The organism is Streptomyces sp. NPDC048504 (genome assembly GCF_043200035.1).
GTDB lineage: Bacteria > Actinomycetota > Actinomycetes > Streptomycetales > Streptomycetaceae > Streptomyces.
This window is the reverse complement of record NZ_JBICXA010000014.1, coordinates 238254-252797: the sequence shown is the minus strand read 5'-3', so window position 1 is coordinate 252797 and position 14544 is coordinate 238254. Positions and strand designations below refer to the sequence as shown.

At 68.2% G+C, this 14544-nt stretch carries 22 protein-coding genes; 8 read left to right on the top strand and 14 right to left on the bottom strand.

What is annotated here, in order from left to right; genetic code table 11:
• Positions 1-165 precede the first annotated feature (165 nt).
• From ACGFY9_RS32015 to ACGFY9_RS31980, 8 genes are all read right to left on the bottom strand, one after another.
• Positions 166-1098, bottom strand: coding sequence for a phage distal tail protein (locus ACGFY9_RS32015; protein ID WP_393759914.1), 933 nt, complete (start codon positions 1096-1098; stop codon positions 166-168).
• A 35-nt stretch (positions 1099-1133) separates the two neighbouring features.
• Positions 1134-2396 (bottom strand): tape-measure protein, encoded by a 1263-nt coding sequence (locus tag ACGFY9_RS32010; RefSeq protein WP_393759912.1) that lies wholly within the window; start codon positions 2394-2396, stop codon positions 1134-1136.
• Positions 2393-3589, bottom strand: coding sequence for a phage tail protein (locus ACGFY9_RS32005; RefSeq protein ID WP_393759910.1), 1197 nt, complete (start codon positions 3587-3589; stop codon positions 2393-2395). Before ACGFY9_RS32005 ends, ACGFY9_RS32010 begins: the two co-directional genes overlap by 4 nt.
• A 59-nt stretch (positions 3590-3648) precedes the next feature.
• Entirely contained in the window at positions 3649-4422 is a 774-nt protein-coding gene (locus ACGFY9_RS32000; RefSeq protein ID WP_393759908.1) for a hypothetical protein, read from the bottom strand.
• Positions 4423-4503: 81 nt separating this feature from the next.
• Positions 4504-4932 carry a DUF3592 domain-containing protein gene (locus ACGFY9_RS31995; RefSeq protein ID WP_393759906.1) on the bottom strand — a complete coding sequence of 143 codons (429 nt, stop codon included), beginning with the start codon at positions 4930-4932 and terminating at the stop codon, positions 4504-4506.
• A gap of 82 nt (positions 4933-5014) precedes the next feature.
• Positions 5015-5401, bottom strand: coding sequence for a hypothetical protein (locus ACGFY9_RS31990; protein WP_393759904.1), 387 nt, complete (start codon positions 5399-5401; stop codon positions 5015-5017).
• A 52-nt stretch (positions 5402-5453) separates the two neighbouring features.
• A complete protein-coding gene (locus ACGFY9_RS31985) occupies positions 5454-5651 on the bottom strand; it encodes a DUF397 domain-containing protein (protein ID WP_393759902.1) in 198 nt (65 codons plus the stop codon).
• 10 nt (positions 5652-5661) lie between these two features.
• Positions 5662-6513: a helix-turn-helix domain-containing protein gene (locus tag ACGFY9_RS31980; RefSeq protein ID WP_393759900.1), complete on the bottom strand. Its 852-nt coding sequence runs from the start codon at positions 6511-6513 to the stop codon at positions 5662-5664.
• A gap of 160 nt (positions 6514-6673) precedes the next feature.
• Here ACGFY9_RS31980 and ACGFY9_RS31975 point away from each other — a divergent pair, with 160 nt between their 5' ends.
• A complete protein-coding gene (locus tag ACGFY9_RS31975; RefSeq protein WP_393759898.1) occupies positions 6674-7105 on the top strand; it encodes an ATP-binding protein in 432 nt (143 codons plus the stop codon).
• A gap of 28 nt (positions 7106-7133) precedes the next feature.
• On the opposite strand, the gene ACGFY9_RS31970 is transcribed toward ACGFY9_RS31975, so the two are convergent.
• Positions 7134-7340, bottom strand: a complete 207-nt coding sequence (locus tag ACGFY9_RS31970) for a hypothetical protein (protein WP_200691632.1) — start codon at positions 7338-7340, stop codon at positions 7134-7136.
• 289 nt (positions 7341-7629) lie between these two features.
• Between ACGFY9_RS31970 and ACGFY9_RS31965 the strand changes: the two genes are divergently transcribed.
• Complete coding sequence (locus ACGFY9_RS31965; protein ID WP_393759895.1) at positions 7630-8442, top strand: hypothetical protein; 813 nt, start codon at positions 7630-7632, stop codon at positions 8440-8442.
• Between the two features lie 3 nt (positions 8443-8445).
• On the opposite strand, the gene ACGFY9_RS31960 is transcribed toward ACGFY9_RS31965, so the two are convergent.
• The 5 genes from ACGFY9_RS31960 to ACGFY9_RS31940 all read right to left on the bottom strand — a co-directional run bounded on the left by ACGFY9_RS31960 (position 8446) and on the right by ACGFY9_RS31940 (position 11189).
• A complete protein-coding gene (locus tag ACGFY9_RS31960) occupies positions 8446-8808 on the bottom strand; it encodes a hypothetical protein (RefSeq protein ID WP_393760030.1) in 363 nt (120 codons plus the stop codon).
• Between the two features lie 65 nt (positions 8809-8873).
• Positions 8874-9164 carry a hypothetical protein gene (locus tag ACGFY9_RS31955; protein WP_393759893.1) on the bottom strand — a complete coding sequence of 97 codons (291 nt, stop codon included), beginning with the start codon at positions 9162-9164 and terminating at the stop codon, positions 8874-8876.
• A 97-nt stretch (positions 9165-9261) separates the two neighbouring features.
• Complete coding sequence (locus ACGFY9_RS31950) at positions 9262-9861, bottom strand: phage tail protein (RefSeq protein WP_393759891.1); 600 nt, start codon at positions 9859-9861, stop codon at positions 9262-9264.
• A 142-nt stretch (positions 9862-10003) separates the two neighbouring features.
• Entirely contained in the window at positions 10004-10417 is a 414-nt protein-coding gene (locus ACGFY9_RS31945) for a hypothetical protein (protein ID WP_043682841.1), read from the bottom strand.
• A gap of 295 nt (positions 10418-10712) precedes the next feature.
• On the bottom strand, positions 10713-11189 hold the full coding sequence (locus ACGFY9_RS31940) for a helix-turn-helix domain-containing protein (protein WP_393759889.1): 477 nt from the start codon (positions 11187-11189) through the stop codon (positions 10713-10715).
• Positions 11190-11464: 275 nt separating this feature from the next.
• Between ACGFY9_RS31940 and ACGFY9_RS31935 the strand changes: the two genes are divergently transcribed.
• The 6 genes from ACGFY9_RS31935 (at position 11465) to rpsG (ending at position 14527) form a co-directional block, all read left to right on the top strand.
• A complete protein-coding gene (locus ACGFY9_RS31935) occupies positions 11465-11785 on the top strand; it encodes a WhiB family transcriptional regulator (protein WP_393759887.1) in 321 nt (106 codons plus the stop codon).
• Positions 11778-12449: a hypothetical protein gene (locus ACGFY9_RS31930; protein WP_393759885.1), complete on the top strand. Its 672-nt coding sequence runs from the start codon at positions 11778-11780 to the stop codon at positions 12447-12449. Before ACGFY9_RS31935 ends, ACGFY9_RS31930 begins: the two co-directional genes overlap by 8 nt.
• Positions 12446-12652, top strand: coding sequence for a hypothetical protein (locus ACGFY9_RS31925; RefSeq protein ID WP_393759883.1), 207 nt, complete (start codon positions 12446-12448; stop codon positions 12650-12652). Before ACGFY9_RS31930 ends, ACGFY9_RS31925 begins: the two co-directional genes overlap by 4 nt.
• 163 nt (positions 12653-12815) lie before the next feature.
• Positions 12816-13373, top strand: a complete 558-nt coding sequence (locus ACGFY9_RS31920) for a DUF1707 and DUF4190 domain-containing protein (RefSeq protein ID WP_393759881.1) — start codon at positions 12816-12818, stop codon at positions 13371-13373.
• Positions 13374-13681: 308 nt separating this feature from the next.
• On the top strand, positions 13682-14053 hold the full coding sequence (gene rpsL / locus ACGFY9_RS31915; RefSeq protein WP_003948652.1) for a 30S ribosomal protein S12: 372 nt from the start codon (positions 13682-13684) through the stop codon (positions 14051-14053).
• Between the two features lie 3 nt (positions 14054-14056).
• Positions 14057-14527 carry a 30S ribosomal protein S7 gene (gene rpsG, locus ACGFY9_RS31910; RefSeq protein ID WP_005481264.1) on the top strand — a complete coding sequence of 157 codons (471 nt, stop codon included), beginning with the start codon at positions 14057-14059 and terminating at the stop codon, positions 14525-14527.
• The last annotated feature ends 17 nt before the right edge of the window (positions 14528-14544 follow it).

Here is a 14544-nt window from a genome sequence, read left to right as displayed (position 1 = left end):
GAGCCCGCCGCTGGTGGGGCCCCACTGTTTGTCACCACGGTTGAACGGGTTGGTGCCGGGTACGCGGCGGGCTGCGCCGTACCGCCACGACCCGCTCCCGTTGCGTCGGCGGCTGCGGGCTCGTGGGCCAACCCGGCCTACTTCAGGCGGGGGATCGCTGTGTGGTCACCACTCCGCCGAGCGCCAGCGGACCGACAGTTGGGCGCCGGTGTCGTAGGTGTCCGGGCGGAATGCCAGGTCGGCTCTGCCCGGTTCGAACGCGAAGAGTTCCTCGGGGCTGCTGTCCGCTGCCGCGGTGTGGCGGCGGGAGGCCGTGGAGTTGAGGGTGACTGTGCCGGCTGCGGTGTCTACGACCAGTTCGTCGCCGGTCGCCAGTCCGATCTCGTAGCGCAGTCGGCGGCCCGAAGTGCGGTCTGTGACCGTGGGGTTGGTGCAGGGGCCCGTGAAGGTGAGGATCGGGTGGGTGGGTGCCGAACCGGAGTTGTCCGCGCCCACGTCGCCGGTGGATGACGCCTGGCCCCAGTACAGGGGCCAGGTCAGGGGCCAGGTGAGGCCGCTCTCCGGCTGGGGGGCGCCGGTCACTGCTGTTTGCTCGTCGACCGTGTAGCGGCGGGGGTCGGTGGCGTACCACTGCACGGACGCCTTGGAGACGCCCTGTGTGGTGTACGTCCGGTCGGCTGCCAGGACGCGCTGGCTGACCCGGGCTCGGATGGCCAGGGTCTCTCCGTGGAGTCGCACCGCAAGCCAGCGTTCGGAGTCGCCGAGGAGCAGGGCCTGGCGCAGGGCTCGCATCGCGGAGAGGGAGGAGGCGGTGTCGTCCTGCGGTGGCACGGTCCATACCGAGCCGCCGACCTTGCGCGGCTTGGCGTAGCGCGCGCCCGGCCAGGCGCCGTGTGCGGTGGGGTGGTCGGCGTCTGTCGTGTCGTAGTCCGGCAGGTCCTCCCAGCCGGTCAGCCCGTCACTGCCGATCTCGTACGGCGTGCCGGGGCCGAGCAGCAGTCCGGCCCACTGCATCTGCCCGTCGCGGGTGATGAGTGAGCCGGGGGGTACGTCGTCGGTGGTGGATATGGCTGATGTGGTGGTCGTCAGGTCGGCCATGGGGGCGTCACCTCGCTGTCAGGGTGCGTGCCGTTTCATGTGCGGGCATGTGCGGAGGCCAGGAAGAGGAGGTCGGTGGCGGTGCCGTGGGCTCCGGTGCCGTTGCTCTCGTGGAACTCCCTGATGTGGGGGGTGAGTTGGGCGCGCCTGGTTGCCCGGGTGCGGGTGGCCAGGGCGCGTTGTCGTTCCAGGGCGGTGAGGGACAGGACCTTGCCCGTGCGGGCACCGGGGACCGCGATACCGCCCTCCGCGAGCATCGGGATCTTGCTGAGGTGTACGCCGAACTTCTTGCCGAGGATGCTGAAACTGAGCTTGTTCAGGCCGTCGATCACCCAGTTCGCGAAGGCGACGAGGCCGGAGATCGGTCCCTTTACGACCCCGGCTACGGTCTGGGCGCCGGTCGCGACGAACTGGCCCATCGCGCGCAGGGTGTTGGCGGTGGCGTCCTTGACCCGGGTGAAGGCTCGGGGGATTTCCTTGGTGATCCAGTTCAGGGCTGGTTTGACGGCGTTCTTGAAGCCGCTCCAGATCGCGGAGACCTTGCCGGTGAGGGCGCGGGTGTCGCCGGTGGTCAGTGCCTTGGCGGCGGCGAAGCCGGTGTTGATGACCGTGCCGAGGACGGAGAGGGTTGTGGTGATCAGGGTGAGGTAGCCGGTGACGTAGGTGTTCACCGCGCCGGCGATCAGTTTGAGGATCGGGCCGAGGATCGTGAGGTAGCTCTGGACGTACTTCAGGATCAGCGTGGCCAGTTGGTCCATCAGGCGTTGGCCGGTCTCGGAGTTCAGGGCGATGTCCAGCAACCAGCCGGCTAGGGGGAGCAGGATGCCGGCTACGAAACCGATCGGGTTGGCTCGGGTGAGGGCGTTGATGACGATCATGACGCCGGAGCCGATGGTCATCGCGGTGCCGAAGGTGTCGAGGAGGCCGCCGAGGACGCCGGAGGCTGCGATGAGGGTGCCGACCATGGCGAAGACTCCGCCGAGGTTGGTGGTGAGTCTGCCGAGGGATTTACCGGCGGACCTGACCGTGGTGGCGGTGGACTTGATGCCGGAGGCGGCGGTGGTGGCGGTCTGGGCGGTTCTGGTCACGGAGCGGGTGGCGGTGTCCGCGTTCGTCTTGATCTGCTGGACGGCTGTGGCGGTTTGGGTGGTGGGGGCGGTGACGCGGTCGAGATCGGCGGCGGCGCCTGTGACGCGCTGCGCGAAGGACCGAACGCCGGAGTGGGTCTGCTCGACCCTGGTCCGGAAGGAGCGCAGGGCGGCGGCGGCATCGGCGAGGGGACTGGCCGCGCTGCTCATCCGCGTGCCTTCGCCAGGAACATCAGCGCGTCGGCGGTGCGCTGCGGGGTGCTGGTGTCGGCGGCGTAGTAGTTCTCGATGTGGAGTGCGCTGCCGTCGCTGCCGGAGACGCCCGCGTACGCCCGGCCCCGTGAGGCCGCTGCCTTGAGGAGCCGGTCGAGCTTGCTGAGCGGGAGTACGGCTTCTGCCTCGCCGGCCTCGGCCAGGAGCGCGGGGACGCCGCCGGAGCGGGGCATGACGACGCCGCCGGTGGCCAGCGCGGGGATCCTCGGCAGGCTGACGCCGAAGGTCTTGCCGCCGACCATCGGGACCCAGCCGGGGATGGAGACGTGGATGCCGTTGAGGGCGCCGATCGCGCGGTTGATGAGACCGATGACGGCGTTGATCGGGTCGCGGACCGCGCCCCTGATGCCGTCGAAGGCCCGGCTCGCGATGCCCTTCAGGCCGCCCCAGATGCTGGACAGCCGGTCTTTTACGGCCCGGAAGGCGTCCGGGATCGCGGACTTGACCCAGCTGACGACCGGCGAGATGACGGCCTTGATGCCCTTCCAGACGTTGGAGACGACCGTGCTGATCGCCTTCAGGACGCCGGTGATGATCGACTTCCATACGTTGACGTAGGTCCTGATGACCGTGGCTACGGCCTTGACGATGTTCGTGATCGCCGTCTTGATGCCGCTCCAGACCGACTTGATCAGCTTGCCGGCGTTCTTCATGATCGGCTCGATGGCCTTCATGACGCTGCTGATCACGGCCTTGATGACCTCGAAGGCCTGCTTCAGGACCTTCTGCATGGTCTTCGAGTTGGTCACCATGTCGATGACCTTGTCTATGAGCGGTTGGAGCAGGCTCATGAGCAGGCCGAAGAAGTTGCCTTTCATCGACTTGTTCATCTTGTCCTGGCCCTTGGCCGCCTTGCCGGCCCCGGACTCGTATTTGCTGAGATTGGTGCCGGCGCTGGAACCGGTCTTGCCGGCCTTGGCGAGGGACACCTCAGCCCGGTCGGAGGCGGTCTTGAGGTCTTTCAGTTCCTTTCCGGAGTCCTGGGCCGCGGTCTTGAACTGCTTGAGCTGGCCTTCGCCGGACTTCGCCTTGTCGCCGATGCTCTTGACGGCGGTGCCGGCCGTGCTCGCCTGGGTCTGGAAGTTCCTGAGTCCGGCGGCCGTTCTGGAGAGTGCCTGAACGAGAGACATGTGTTATCCGATCCTTTCGCAGCTCCGGGTCACGCCCGGTCTGCTTCGACCGATCGCGCTCAGATGCCTGCCAGAGCCTGGCTCAGAGCGGTGACGGAGGCTTTCATTTCATTGAGGTTCTGTCTCACGTGTTTTCCGGATCCTCCGGAGCCCGAAGCGTCCGCACCGGCTTTGTGCAGTCTGGTGACAAGACTCTCGATCTCGCGGTTCGCCTTGTCCGCGGATTCCTGGGCGCGGTGAATACCCTTGTGCAGGCCTTCGGCGCGGGACTTCTGGTAGTAGAAGCGATCGAGCTCGTTCCGCAGGGAACCGGGCTTTATCGCCCCCTCCAGATGGTCGACCCTTCCGGGGATTCCCTTGAGCTTGGCTTCCAGCTCCTTCTTGTCTTTTTCTTCGTCTTCCTTCCTCTGTTTCTCCTGCGCTTCAAGTTGGAGCCGTGTCTGCTTGCCCTGCTTGTCGAACATTTCCCTGGTGAACTGGGCCGCAGACTTGAGGAAATTTCCGGCGTCTTTCCTCTTCCACTCCTTGATGAGCGTGATGTCCAGCTTCAGTGCCTGTATGTCTATCTTGAAGAACTGAAGGCCGACGACGAGGCCGAGCATCATCAGTCGGAATTCCTTGTAGTTTTTCTTCATCTCCTTGATGGTGACATCCGTTGCGTCGGCATCCGCCCTGAGCTGCGAAACCGTCGGTGACAGCTTTTCGAGATCGGAGAGCCTGATCATGACATTCGGCTTGTTCGACGGAGCCTTGCCCAGCTCGGTCCTGATGTCCCTGATGTTCTTCTCGGCTGTCTCCAGATCTCGATCGACCTGTGCCAGACTTCGGGGCATGCGTCCTCCTTGGACAGCAAGAAGGGCCCGGCTTCCGAAGCCGGGCCCTATTCGGGCGCGATGTGGTTCTGGATACTTTTATCAGAATGTTTCCGCCAGGATCAGCCAGGTCGCAAAAGCCAGGCCGACACAGCCGGCGCCCAACGCGAGGATCTCACTCGTCTTGAGTCTCCCTGGCAAGAGGGACGGGAGACTGATGCTGCTCGGTGCTGCCGGGTCGTATATGACCTCGGTGAGATCGCCTTCCTTCGAGCCGAGCGGCGGATAGGGAATGCCGTCTCCAGCCTCGGCCGTCATCTCTGTTCCGTCCGGCAGAGTGAAGACGACCACGGGGTAATAGGTGGGGCTCCCGTCCTCGGACGTCTCCGTACGGAACCTGACCAATTCGGCCGTCGTTCTGACTCCGCGCAACCGAAGGCGGCAGCGACGTAGCACCTCGAATGCGAAACCTATACAGATGATGCCGGTGATGGCAGCGCCGATACCGCCTGCCAGCCGCTCGATGGTCATGCCCGGACCGTACCCGTTCCCGACCCACCCGATACCGCTGACGGGGATGACCGAACCTCTCCGGTGGTTCACCCGCTGAGAGTTACCGCGAATTTTCCTCGGCCGGCTGCGGGCCGAGGGCCAGAAGCGCCAGAACCGATACGCGGACGATGACGCCGGCGAGCAGGGCCGTGAGGAAGTCGTCGACGTGGAGGCCGAATTCCGTCATCGAGCCCAGCCACGAGACGAGCAGCCAGATCAGGGTGTCCTGGACGATGCCGATCGCGGCCTGGATCAGCAACGGGATCGGGCCGGCGTTTCGGATGTCGCCCGGGTAGGTGTAGATCAGCTGGTTCAGGATGAGGAAGACGCAGCCGCCCACGACGATCCCCGCCCACCTCGGGTCGTCCGCCATCACGCTGACACCGGGGAGAAAGGTGGCGAGTCCCACGCCGAGGCAGGCGCCGAGTGCCCGTCTTTTCTTGTACATGGCGAGAATCTTGGGGCCCTGATCCTGGCGGACACAAGGGTTCAGCCCGCCGCTACGCCTCCGTTCGCAGCAGCCCTGAACCCAGGGCCCCCGCGAACTCCGTCCACGCCTTGCGGCTCACCGTCGCCCACGGCAGCTCCGGGTGCTTCGAGTCGCGGAGGGCGATGAGGGGGCCGGCCTCGGCCATCTCGACGCAGGCGTTGGCGGATGCCTCGGAGTACGAGGACTTGCGCCACTTCGGCTCGGACACGGGGCACCTCTTACAGGTCGTCGGCGATCGAGAGGATGAGGTCTCTCGACTTGTTCGGATTCAACGCGACCCGTTCGACCAAGTCCAGCCGTCGTCGGAAGTTGGCCAGTTGGGTCGGTGAGTCGAAGAACACCGCGCCGATGGGGGAGTCCACTTCCACCGTGTCCAGGTGGGGGCTGGCGGCGGAGACGTACATCAACGTGTCGCCGGCCATGGGGAAGCCCTCGGCGGTGAACGGAATCACGAGCAGCCGGACGTTGGGGCGCTCGCTCTCCTCCAGCAGCCGGCCGAGTTGGGCCTTGGCGACCCGGCGGCCTCCGGTGTGCATGCGCAGCGCCGTTTCGTGGACCATGCCGACGTACGGAACACCCGGCTCGTTCGCGATCACGGCGTGACGCGCCAGGCGCTGGGCGATCCTCAACTCGACCTCCAGGCGCGGCAGTGCCGGGATGAACAGGTCGAACAGTGCCCGTGCGTGCTCCTCGGTCTGGAAGAGGCCGGGGATGTGGGCGGTCTGCAGCGTGCGCAGGCCGGTGGCGTGATGTTCGAGTTCCGCCAGGTCCAGGAAGTCCGGCGGGATCTTGCCCCGGTACTCGTCCCACCAGCCCTTCGACCGTCCGCCGGTCATTGAGGCCAGTGCGTCGATCAGTTCGGTGTCGTCGCACTCGTAGATGCTCGCGAGGCGACGGAGGCGCTCCTCACTGATGCCGAATCGGCCGGCCTCGATGTTGGAGATCATCGTCCGGTCGGCGCCGAGCCGTTCGCCCGCGACCGGGGCGGACATGCCGACGCCCTCACGCAGTCTGCGCAGCTCGGCGCCGAAACGCCGTTGGCGAATGGTGGGGGTCTGTCGGGGTGCCATGGATCAACTCCTCGCTCGCGCGCACAGTTTGCCGACCTGCGAGCCGGGCGTCCACCTCGTTCGAGGATAGTACTCGTTTTAGTGAATCAGGTAGCACGCGTTTTAGTTCTGCTAGTACCTTGTGGCGCAAGCCGCTCATCGACTCCCCGCGAGGTGCACGATGGACCTTCCCCCCTTCAACACCACCCCCACCCGCGTCGGTTGGGACACCTCCGCCCTCGACCCCCTCCGCCCCGTCGCCGAAGCCCGGCACCGCACCCGCGTCTGGCTCCAAGATCACTGGAAACTGGGCGAGTTGGCCGACTCCGTCGAGCTCGCCGTGGGGGAGCTGTGCACCAACGCCGTACGGCACGGCGGCGGACTCGCGGCGTTGGAGCTGACGCTCGGGGTCGGGCGGGAGTTCGCTCCGCCGTTTCTGCGGGTGATGGTGACCGACCACGCCCCCGCGCTGGCGCCCGAACTGCCCGCGTGCGCCGACCTGTTGGACGAGGGCGGGCGGGGGCTGCGGCTCGTGGAGGCGTTGGCGCGGCGGTGGGGGTGGCACCGTACGGGGTTCGACGAGAAGCAGGTGTGGTGCACGTTCACCGTGTGAGCGGTGAGCGGTAGGCGGTGATCGGTGCTTACGGCCGGCCCCCGCGTCCCCGCCCCGCCTCCGTCAGCGCGTCCGTCCACCCGGCCGCGTACGCCCGCGACTCGCGCGTGAGCAACTCCTCGTACAGCCGGTCGAGCAGGGTCGTGCGGTCGGGGGCGGGGGAGTGCAGGAGGTGGGCGAGGCGGGTGTAGGTGTCGATCGGCTGCTGCGGGGAGTGACTCGTGCCAGTCGCCATGTCGTCGTCCTGCTTTCCTGTCTGTCCGCTCGGCTGGTGGTACAGGTGGCGCTCCTGGTGCGCTCGAAGCGTCGGTTCGAACTAGTGTACGAGTAATCCTGTGGCGGTGTTTCGTGTTTGCCGAAGACAGTTGCCCGCTGTGCGGGCCGGACCTGCGGTGATGCGGGGTGCTGTGGCAGTTGTGCCAGGTTGGTGAAGTAGGATCCGGCCGTTCTCCCGTCGGTGAATGAAAGGTGAATGACCAGGCCCGGTACGGCGTTTGGGGGCCTGTGTACGACGGTGGGCGGCGATGGGGCGGCCGTCCTCGCGCTGGGGGGCGCGGTGGGGCAGGGACGAGAGCAAGGCCTACGGGGTGGATGGGAACGCGAGCGACGCGCGGCAGACGCATGTGATCGACTGGCTCGAACAAGCCCCCGATCTTCCCCATCCCATCGCCCGGCTGTCCGAACTCGTCCTACGGCTCGGCCACGCCCCCGACGACCTGGTCATCCTGCCCCGCGCCGAACTCGACCGGCGTGAACTGGCCGCCTACAGCGCGGGTTGGGCCGACGTGGTCGACGAGCAACTCCCGGCCGTACGGCGGGCGTACGAGCAACGGATCACCGCCGCCTACCTCCAGGGGCAGGAGGACGCCCGCGCCGGGCGCAGGCCGCACCGGGTGCGGGATCGCGATCATGTCGGTGGTGACGTCATCCAGCTTCCGTACGTCCAACTGCTGAGCGCTCCGCCTGAGTTGACGCGAGTAGAAGAGCGGGGGGAAGAGGAGCGGGTTGCGGCGGACGGCCCCCGGGACCAGGTGGACCCCGAAACCGATCCCGACATCCTCCTCACCGCCCGCGAGGTGCGGGAGAAGCGAGCCACGCCCGCCGAACGGCGCTCGGTCGTACGGCGCAACGGGCGGGCCAGCGTGCCTCCGCTGACCGCCGGAACCGGGCGCGACAACGGACGCAGGACGGAGTCGTCCGAATCCTCGCCGGGCCGGCACGGCATCCGGAGCGAGGAACGCCCCCGGCTCTCCGCCAAGGCCCGTGCCCTCGCGGACGAGTTGGAGGGCCGGGCCACCGGCGGGCGCCGGGACGCGCAGGACGGCCCGGCGGACTGACAATCAGCCGAAGAACCGGGCCAGTTGGACCGTCGACGGCGCCGCATCCGTATCCGCAGCCACCGTCTCCTCGGTCTCCCCGCCCGGTGTCTCCTCGCCGCCGGTGTCCGTGTCGTCGTACGACGGACGCGGTACCGGTGCCGGGGGGTCCGGCTGGTCGCCCTCCTCCGAGTTGACGGAGGCGAACATCCAGTTCGCGGCGGCGAGATGGTCCACGGCGGCGGCCAGCAGATGGTCGGTCACCGACCAGTCGGCTGCCTCGCCGTGCAGCTCCCGGTTGAGGGCGCTGTCGTGCGGCAACTGCCTGATGAGCACGGTGAGTCGGCGCGCGGAGAGCCGGTCACGGTGCCAGTCGAGCAGATCGATGCCGTAATAGCGGAGCAGGTCCGCTTCGAGGGCCTCGGCGTGTTCGTCCACGAACCCGACGAGGCTCAGCCTTCCCCCAGGCCGAGCCCGGTCTCCTTGCCGTAGGCCTCCAGGATGGCGGCGATGTCCTGCATCGTGACCTCGTGCTGCTCGAAGCGGCTGAACTGCTTCTCGCCCAGGAGGAGTTGGAGCAGCCCGTCCACGTCGTTGTCGTCGAGCTTGCGCAGCGCCTTGGCGGTGGCGCGGGTCAGCTCGGTGGGGAGGGTGTAGCTCTCGGTGTCGAGCTCGAACGACCAGGTACGGCCGAGGGCTTCGAGCCGCTGGGCGCGGGCCGCGTTGACGTCGAAACGGGTCATGGCGATGAGTACTCCTTTACAGGCGAACAGGTGCTTCGGAAAAGGGGAGTTGGGCCCGGGGTGGGACGGGCCGGCCTGCCCGCCCCACCCCGGTGGGTCAGGACGCGGCGTACGCGGTGTCCTTCATCACGAAGCTGGCAAGCGGCGAACCGTCGGCCGCCGACATCGCGCTGAACGTGATGCCGAGCTGGGCCGCGGACTTGCGGGCCAGCTTGATGTCGTCCGACGCGGTGACCTGGCCGCGCCGGATGCCGAAGCGGTACGTCACGGTCGAGCCGTCGCTCGCCCGCACATCCGTGAACTCCAGCCCGAGAGCGCGGACATCGGCGAACGGCCGGTCGGCGATGTCGTACTGGTAGACGCCCGTCGAACCGGTCACCGCGCTGACCCCGCCGCCGCCCATGAAGAACGGCAGCGTGTCCTCGTTGAACTGCATCAGCGAGAACTTCAGGGTCAGGTCGCGGTCCGAGTACACGAAGTGCACCGGGCTGACCGCCTGCCACACGTCGACCGGCTCCAGCTTGTCCTTCTTGCTGAAGGTGACGCCGTCACCGGAGGTGAACCCGAGGTTCTTCCAGGTCGCCCAGTCGGTGGCGGTGTCGGTGGAGAAGGTCGACGGGACGTCGGTGTCGGCCGGGGCGACGTAGAGGCGGCCTACGCCGGCGATGCGGATCTCGGAGGAGTTGGTTCCTGCCATGGTGAATCTCCTTGTTTTCCAGGTGAGTTGGGATGGGGTGCCGTCGTACTCGGGAGGTCCGGGTACGAAGAAGGCCCCGCCGGGGGGTGGCGGGGCCTTCGGTCTGTGGGGCGCGGAGCGTCCGGGGGATCGGTGGAGGGGATCAGTAGACGTCCACGTACACCTTCATCACCGTGACGTAGCGGTTGGCCGCGGAGTAGAGGTAGTCGGGCAGCCAGCGCGGGCCGTCCTGCTCCTCGACCTCGGTGACGAGGTTCGTGCCGTACTTGTTGTTCGCCATCGCCAGTACGGCCTGACGGGCGTCGTTGGCCAGGACGTGCGCGGCCTGCTTGGTCGGGCCGTACACCTCCAGCTCGATCAGCGGCTGGTCGACATGGCGTTCGCCGACCCAGGCGCCGCCGCGCCGGTTGACGAACACGGCGGCGGCCGTGCCGTCGAAGCCGGTCGGCGCCTGTACGGCGACGATCGCGCCGGAGAGCCGGGAGTCGTCCTCCAGGATGTCGACGATCATCGCCTCGACGTCGGGGAAGGCGCTCGGTGGAGTGGGTGTGGTCATGCCGGGTCACCTCGGGGCAGCTTCGGGAGGGCGTGCGGGACGCGGCGGTACACCTGCACACCGCGACGGGGCACTGAGCGGCCGGCCTGCGGGCGCAGCTCCGCCGCTGCACCAACTGTGACAGACGAGCGTGCGCGCACGCAACTAAAAACCGAGAACCGGGTGAGTGGGGGAGGTTGAGGGGGGTGGGGGAGGGGCGGGGAAGGGGGGAGGAGTCTGGGAGCGGAGAGGGAGGGGCCAGTTCCCTCGTACCGCGAACCGGCGAACCGGCGAACCGGTGACCGTTGGGGGCCGGTCAGTCGGTCATCAGCAGCCGCGCGTCCTCGTGCCGCACGTGTCCTACGGCTTCCGCGGCCGGCGCCTCGTTCGGCAGGAACTGCTCGACCACGCGAACGAACATCTCCCGCCGGTCGGCCGGCACCCCCAGCGCATCCGCGACCTCCTCCAGCGTGGGGCGACGGGCGAACTCGGCGCCGGGTGCGGGGGAGGCCAAGTAGTCGTGGGGGTCGGCGAGTTCCTCCGCGGTGAGCCGGCCGGAGCGGATGAGCATGTCGCGGACCGGCACGCCCAGCACGCGGGCGAGCCTGCGTGTGGTCTCCAGGTCCGGCATGCTCTGGCGCTGCAGCAGGCGCGTGACGGCGGCCCGGTGGACTCCCGCCTCGTCCGCTATCCGGGACTTGCCGCCGCCGCGCGGGCTGTCGATGTCGTAACCGCGGTCGCGCATCAGGTCCTCGACCCACGCGGCGAACGCGTCCAGATCCTGGCTGGTCATCTGTGTGCTCGCTTCCTTTGGATGGCAGCGAGTTTAGCTTGCTTGCGCGCACGGAATTACGTGCTCGCGTGCAAGCACTAAGGAAAATCGGCTCAATTAGGGGGAGGTTCGGTGGAGATGAGGACGCGGGGGCCGGTTTCGTGACGGGTTGTCGCCGGGTCTGTGACGTGAGTGACCAAAGTTTACGTTGCGAGCGCGCGCGCAATCTGTAAACCTGGACGACCGCACGGCACTTGCCAGCTGCCTGTGCCACACCCGTCCTCCAGGGAGGCCCCATGCCCACCGACACCTGCCCACCACCGCGCTCCTACGACTACGACGGACCCGTGGGCTGGCAGACCGCCGCCGCCTGTGCCGGGCTCCCGCCCAAGGCCGTCTTCTCCAAGAAGGTCAAGGAGGCCGCCCCCGTCCTGCGGGCCTGCGCCCGTTGCCCGGTACGGCGGGACTGTGAGCGGATCGTCGCCCCGGCCGACAACTGGTTCGACGGCGTCTGCGGCGGCCGCCTCTACCGCTCCGGGCGCCCGGTCGAGATCCCCGCGCACCTTCTCCCGGCCGTGTCGGTCGTGCCGGTTCCTCGGGGAGGTTCCCTTGCCTGACCCGAGTCCGGCGTCCGCCGCGGCGGACCCGACCACGCATGCCGCCCTCTGGATCGGCACGCTGCTCCAGCAGTTCCCCGAACTGACCGTCGAACTCGCCCCCGGCCGCACCTCACCGGCCCACCGCGCCCCCGCCCCGCCGCCCCCGCCCGGCCTCGCCGACCGGCTCCGCGAGGAACGCGCCGAGGCCCTCCTCCTGGAACAACGGCACGGACTCGTCGTCCCCGGCCACAGCGCGGCCCCGCTGCGCCTGCACATCTCCGACACGATCCGGGACATCACGGACGGCGTCGTAGAACTGGAAGAGGCCGTGCGGGACCGCCTCGGGCTGCCCCGGGCGCGGCGGGCGTCCGTGCCCGAGCGGTTGCGGCGGATCGCCGCGCTGCTCGACGAGGTGGCCGCCGACGCCGTACTCGCGGCGCATGTACGGGACGAGACGCGGCGGATGGCGCGGCGCTGTGCGCGTGCGCTGGGGGACACCGAGACGGTCGTACGGGTGTCGGGGCGCTGCCCCTGGTGCGACTCGGTCTCGTTGCGGGCCTTCCCGGACCGCGGCGCGGTGCTCTGTGTGAACCCGGCCTGCCGTTGCTCGGTGCCGGACTGCGGCTGCCACGACGACCCGGCCTACCGGCACACCTGGAACGAGGGGGAGTGGGAGCGATGACGGGTACGAGGAGTGGGCTGCCGACGTTGATTCCCGGGCCGCTCGCCGCGCAGGAGGCCGGGGTCGCGCCCGCCACCATCCGCAAGTGGGTCCAGCTCGGGCATCTGGCGCCGGTCGGCAAGGCGGGGCGCGCGCAGCTGTTCCGGCTGGAGGACGTGTTCGCGGCGGAACGTGCCGCCGGGGGCGGTCGCCGCGCACGCTGAGGGACGGCGGGACGGCCACCCCGCTCCCCTCTCTTCTGTACGGGGGTCTGTACGGGGGCGGGGGTGGCCGACCTCTTTCGGTATTGATGGGGAACCGGTGCCGTTTTCGGTGCGTTGGAGCATCATGGAGGCATTCGGTCTCCGGCGCCGGGGGAGGTGTTCCGTGTCGTACCCGACACCGTGGCAGGGGCAGTGGCCAGGACCGCACCAGCCGTCGCCGGCACAGGCCGGGGCGTCGATGCTGGCCGCGACCGCGGACCGGGAGCGGGCGGTGGACGTGCTCCGGGCCGGTTTCGCCGAGGGGCGGCTGCGTGAGGACGAGCTGGAGAAGCGGGTCGCCCGGGCCTACGACGCCCGTACGGTGGGCGAGTTGATGCTGCTGGTCGCCGATCTGCCCCAGGGTCCGCAGGTGACGCCTGTCCTCCAGGGGCCGCCGCCGGGATTCCGGCCGGTGCCGCCGACGTTCCTGCCGCCCCCGGTGCCGCCGACCAACGGCAAGGCGGTCGGCTCGCTGGTCTGCGGCCTGCTCATCGTGCCGACGCTGGGCCTCACCGGCATCCCCGCGGTGATCCTCGGCCACACCGCCCGCGCCGAGATACAGCGGACCGACGAGGGCGGCGACGGCCTCGCCCTCACCGGCCTGGTCTTCGGCTGGCTCGCGGTGACGGGCTGGGCCCTGATGCTGCTCCTGATGATCGCGGCGACGGCGAGCTCTACGTGAGGGTGCGTGCCGTAGATTCGAAGATCGCTGAGGGGGTGCGGCTTCGGCATCTCCCGTGTCGAGCCGTGGGTGGCACCCATTTGTTTTGACCGCAGCGAATGAGGTAGGTACGCTCAGACCTTGTGCCTGGGGTGTGCCCTGGCTCCCGTGCGTGCCTTGAACCGCACTAGGGGAGTCGACACCGGCCACCGCGATCCGCGCCCCTTTTGCTTACCGGCGAAAGTCTGCGCGATCCGACACACCCGACCGCGTGGGTCGGCGACGTTCCAGGTTAGCTTCACCATCGGCACACAGAAACCGGAGAAGTAGTGCCTACGATCCAGCAGCTGGTCCGGAAGGGCCGGCAGGACAAGGTCGAGAAGAACAAGACGCCCGCACTTGAGGGTTCCCCTCAGCGTCGTGGCGTCTGCACGCGTGTGTTCACGACCACCCCGAAGAAGCCGAACTCGGCCCTGCGTAAGGTCGCGCGTGTGCGTCTGACCAGCGGGATCGAGGTCACCGCTTACATTCCGGGTGAGGGACACAACCTGCAGGAGCACTCCATCGTGCTCGTGCGCGGCGGCCGTGTGAAGGACCTGCCCGGTGTTCGCTACAAGATCATCCGCGGTTCGCTTGACACCCAGGGTGTGAAGAACCGCAAGCAGGCCCGCAGCCGCTACGGCGCCAAGAAGGAGAAGTAGAAAATGCCTCGTAAGGGCCCCGCCCCGAAGCGCCCGGTCATCATCGACCCGGTCTACGGTTCTCCTCTTGTCACCTCCCTGATCAACAAGGTGCTGCTGAACGGCAAGCGCTCCACCGCCGAGCGCATCGTGTACGGCGCCATGGAGGGCCTGCGCGAGAAGACCAGCAACGACCCGGTCATCACGCTGAAGCGCGCGCTGGAGAACATCAAGCCCACGCTTGAGGTCAAGTCCCGCCGAGTCGGCGGTGCGACGTACCAGGTTCCGATCGAGGTCAAGCCCGGTCGCGCCAACACGCTCGCGCTGCGCTGGCTGGTCGGTTACTCCCGCGCCCGTCGCGAGAAGACCATGACCGAGCGTCTGCTCAACGAGCTTCTGGACGCTTCGAACGGCCTCGGCGCGGCCGTCAAGAAGCGCGAGGACACCCACAAGATGGCCGAGTCCAACAAGGCCTTCGCGCACTACCGCTGGTAGTCGCTACCCACATCGAG

Excerpts from the sequence above, each read along its gene's own strand:
- ACGFY9_RS32015 (WP_393759914.1), bottom strand. The coding sequence starts at position 1,098 with ATGGCCGACCTGACGACCACCACATCAGCCATATCCACCACCGACGAC.
- ACGFY9_RS32010 (WP_393759912.1), bottom strand. The coding sequence starts at position 2,396 with ATGAGCAGCGCGGCCAGTCCCCTCGCCGATGCCGCCGCCGCCCTGCGC.
- ACGFY9_RS32005 (WP_393759910.1), bottom strand. The coding sequence starts at position 3,589 with ATGTCTCTCGTTCAGGCACTCTCCAGAACGGCCGCCGGACTCAGGAAC.
- ACGFY9_RS32000 (WP_393759908.1), bottom strand. The coding sequence starts at position 4,422 with ATGCCCCGAAGTCTGGCACAGGTCGATCGAGATCTGGAGACAGCCGAG.
- ACGFY9_RS31995 (WP_393759906.1), bottom strand. The coding sequence starts at position 4,932 with ATGACCATCGAGCGGCTGGCAGGCGGTATCGGCGCTGCCATCACCGGC.
- ACGFY9_RS31990 (WP_393759904.1), bottom strand. The coding sequence starts at position 5,401 with ATGTACAAGAAAAGACGGGCACTCGGCGCCTGCCTCGGCGTGGGACTC.
- ACGFY9_RS31980 (WP_393759900.1), bottom strand. The coding sequence starts at position 6,513 with ATGGCACCCCGACAGACCCCCACCATTCGCCAACGGCGTTTCGGCGCC.
- ACGFY9_RS31975 (WP_393759898.1), top strand. The coding sequence starts at position 6,674 with ATGGACCTTCCCCCCTTCAACACCACCCCCACCCGCGTCGGTTGGGAC.
- ACGFY9_RS31970 (WP_200691632.1), bottom strand. The coding sequence starts at position 7,340 with ATGGCGACTGGCACGAGTCACTCCCCGCAGCAGCCGATCGACACCTAC.
- ACGFY9_RS31965 (WP_393759895.1), top strand. The coding sequence starts at position 7,630 with ATGGGGCGGCCGTCCTCGCGCTGGGGGGCGCGGTGGGGCAGGGACGAG.
- ACGFY9_RS31955 (WP_393759893.1), bottom strand. The coding sequence starts at position 9,164 with ATGACCCGTTTCGACGTCAACGCGGCCCGCGCCCAGCGGCTCGAAGCC.
- ACGFY9_RS31950 (WP_393759891.1), bottom strand. The coding sequence starts at position 9,861 with ATGGCAGGAACCAACTCCTCCGAGATCCGCATCGCCGGCGTAGGCCGC.
- ACGFY9_RS31945 (WP_043682841.1), bottom strand. The coding sequence starts at position 10,417 with ATGACCACACCCACTCCACCGAGCGCCTTCCCCGACGTCGAGGCGATG.
- ACGFY9_RS31940 (WP_393759889.1), bottom strand. The coding sequence starts at position 11,189 with ATGACCAGCCAGGATCTGGACGCGTTCGCCGCGTGGGTCGAGGACCTG.
- ACGFY9_RS31935 (WP_393759887.1), top strand. The coding sequence starts at position 11,465 with ATGCCCACCGACACCTGCCCACCACCGCGCTCCTACGACTACGACGGA.
- ACGFY9_RS31925 (WP_393759883.1), top strand. The coding sequence starts at position 12,446 with ATGACGGGTACGAGGAGTGGGCTGCCGACGTTGATTCCCGGGCCGCTC.
- rpsG (WP_005481264.1), top strand. The coding sequence starts at position 14,057 with ATGCCTCGTAAGGGCCCCGCCCCGAAGCGCCCGGTCATCATCGACCCG.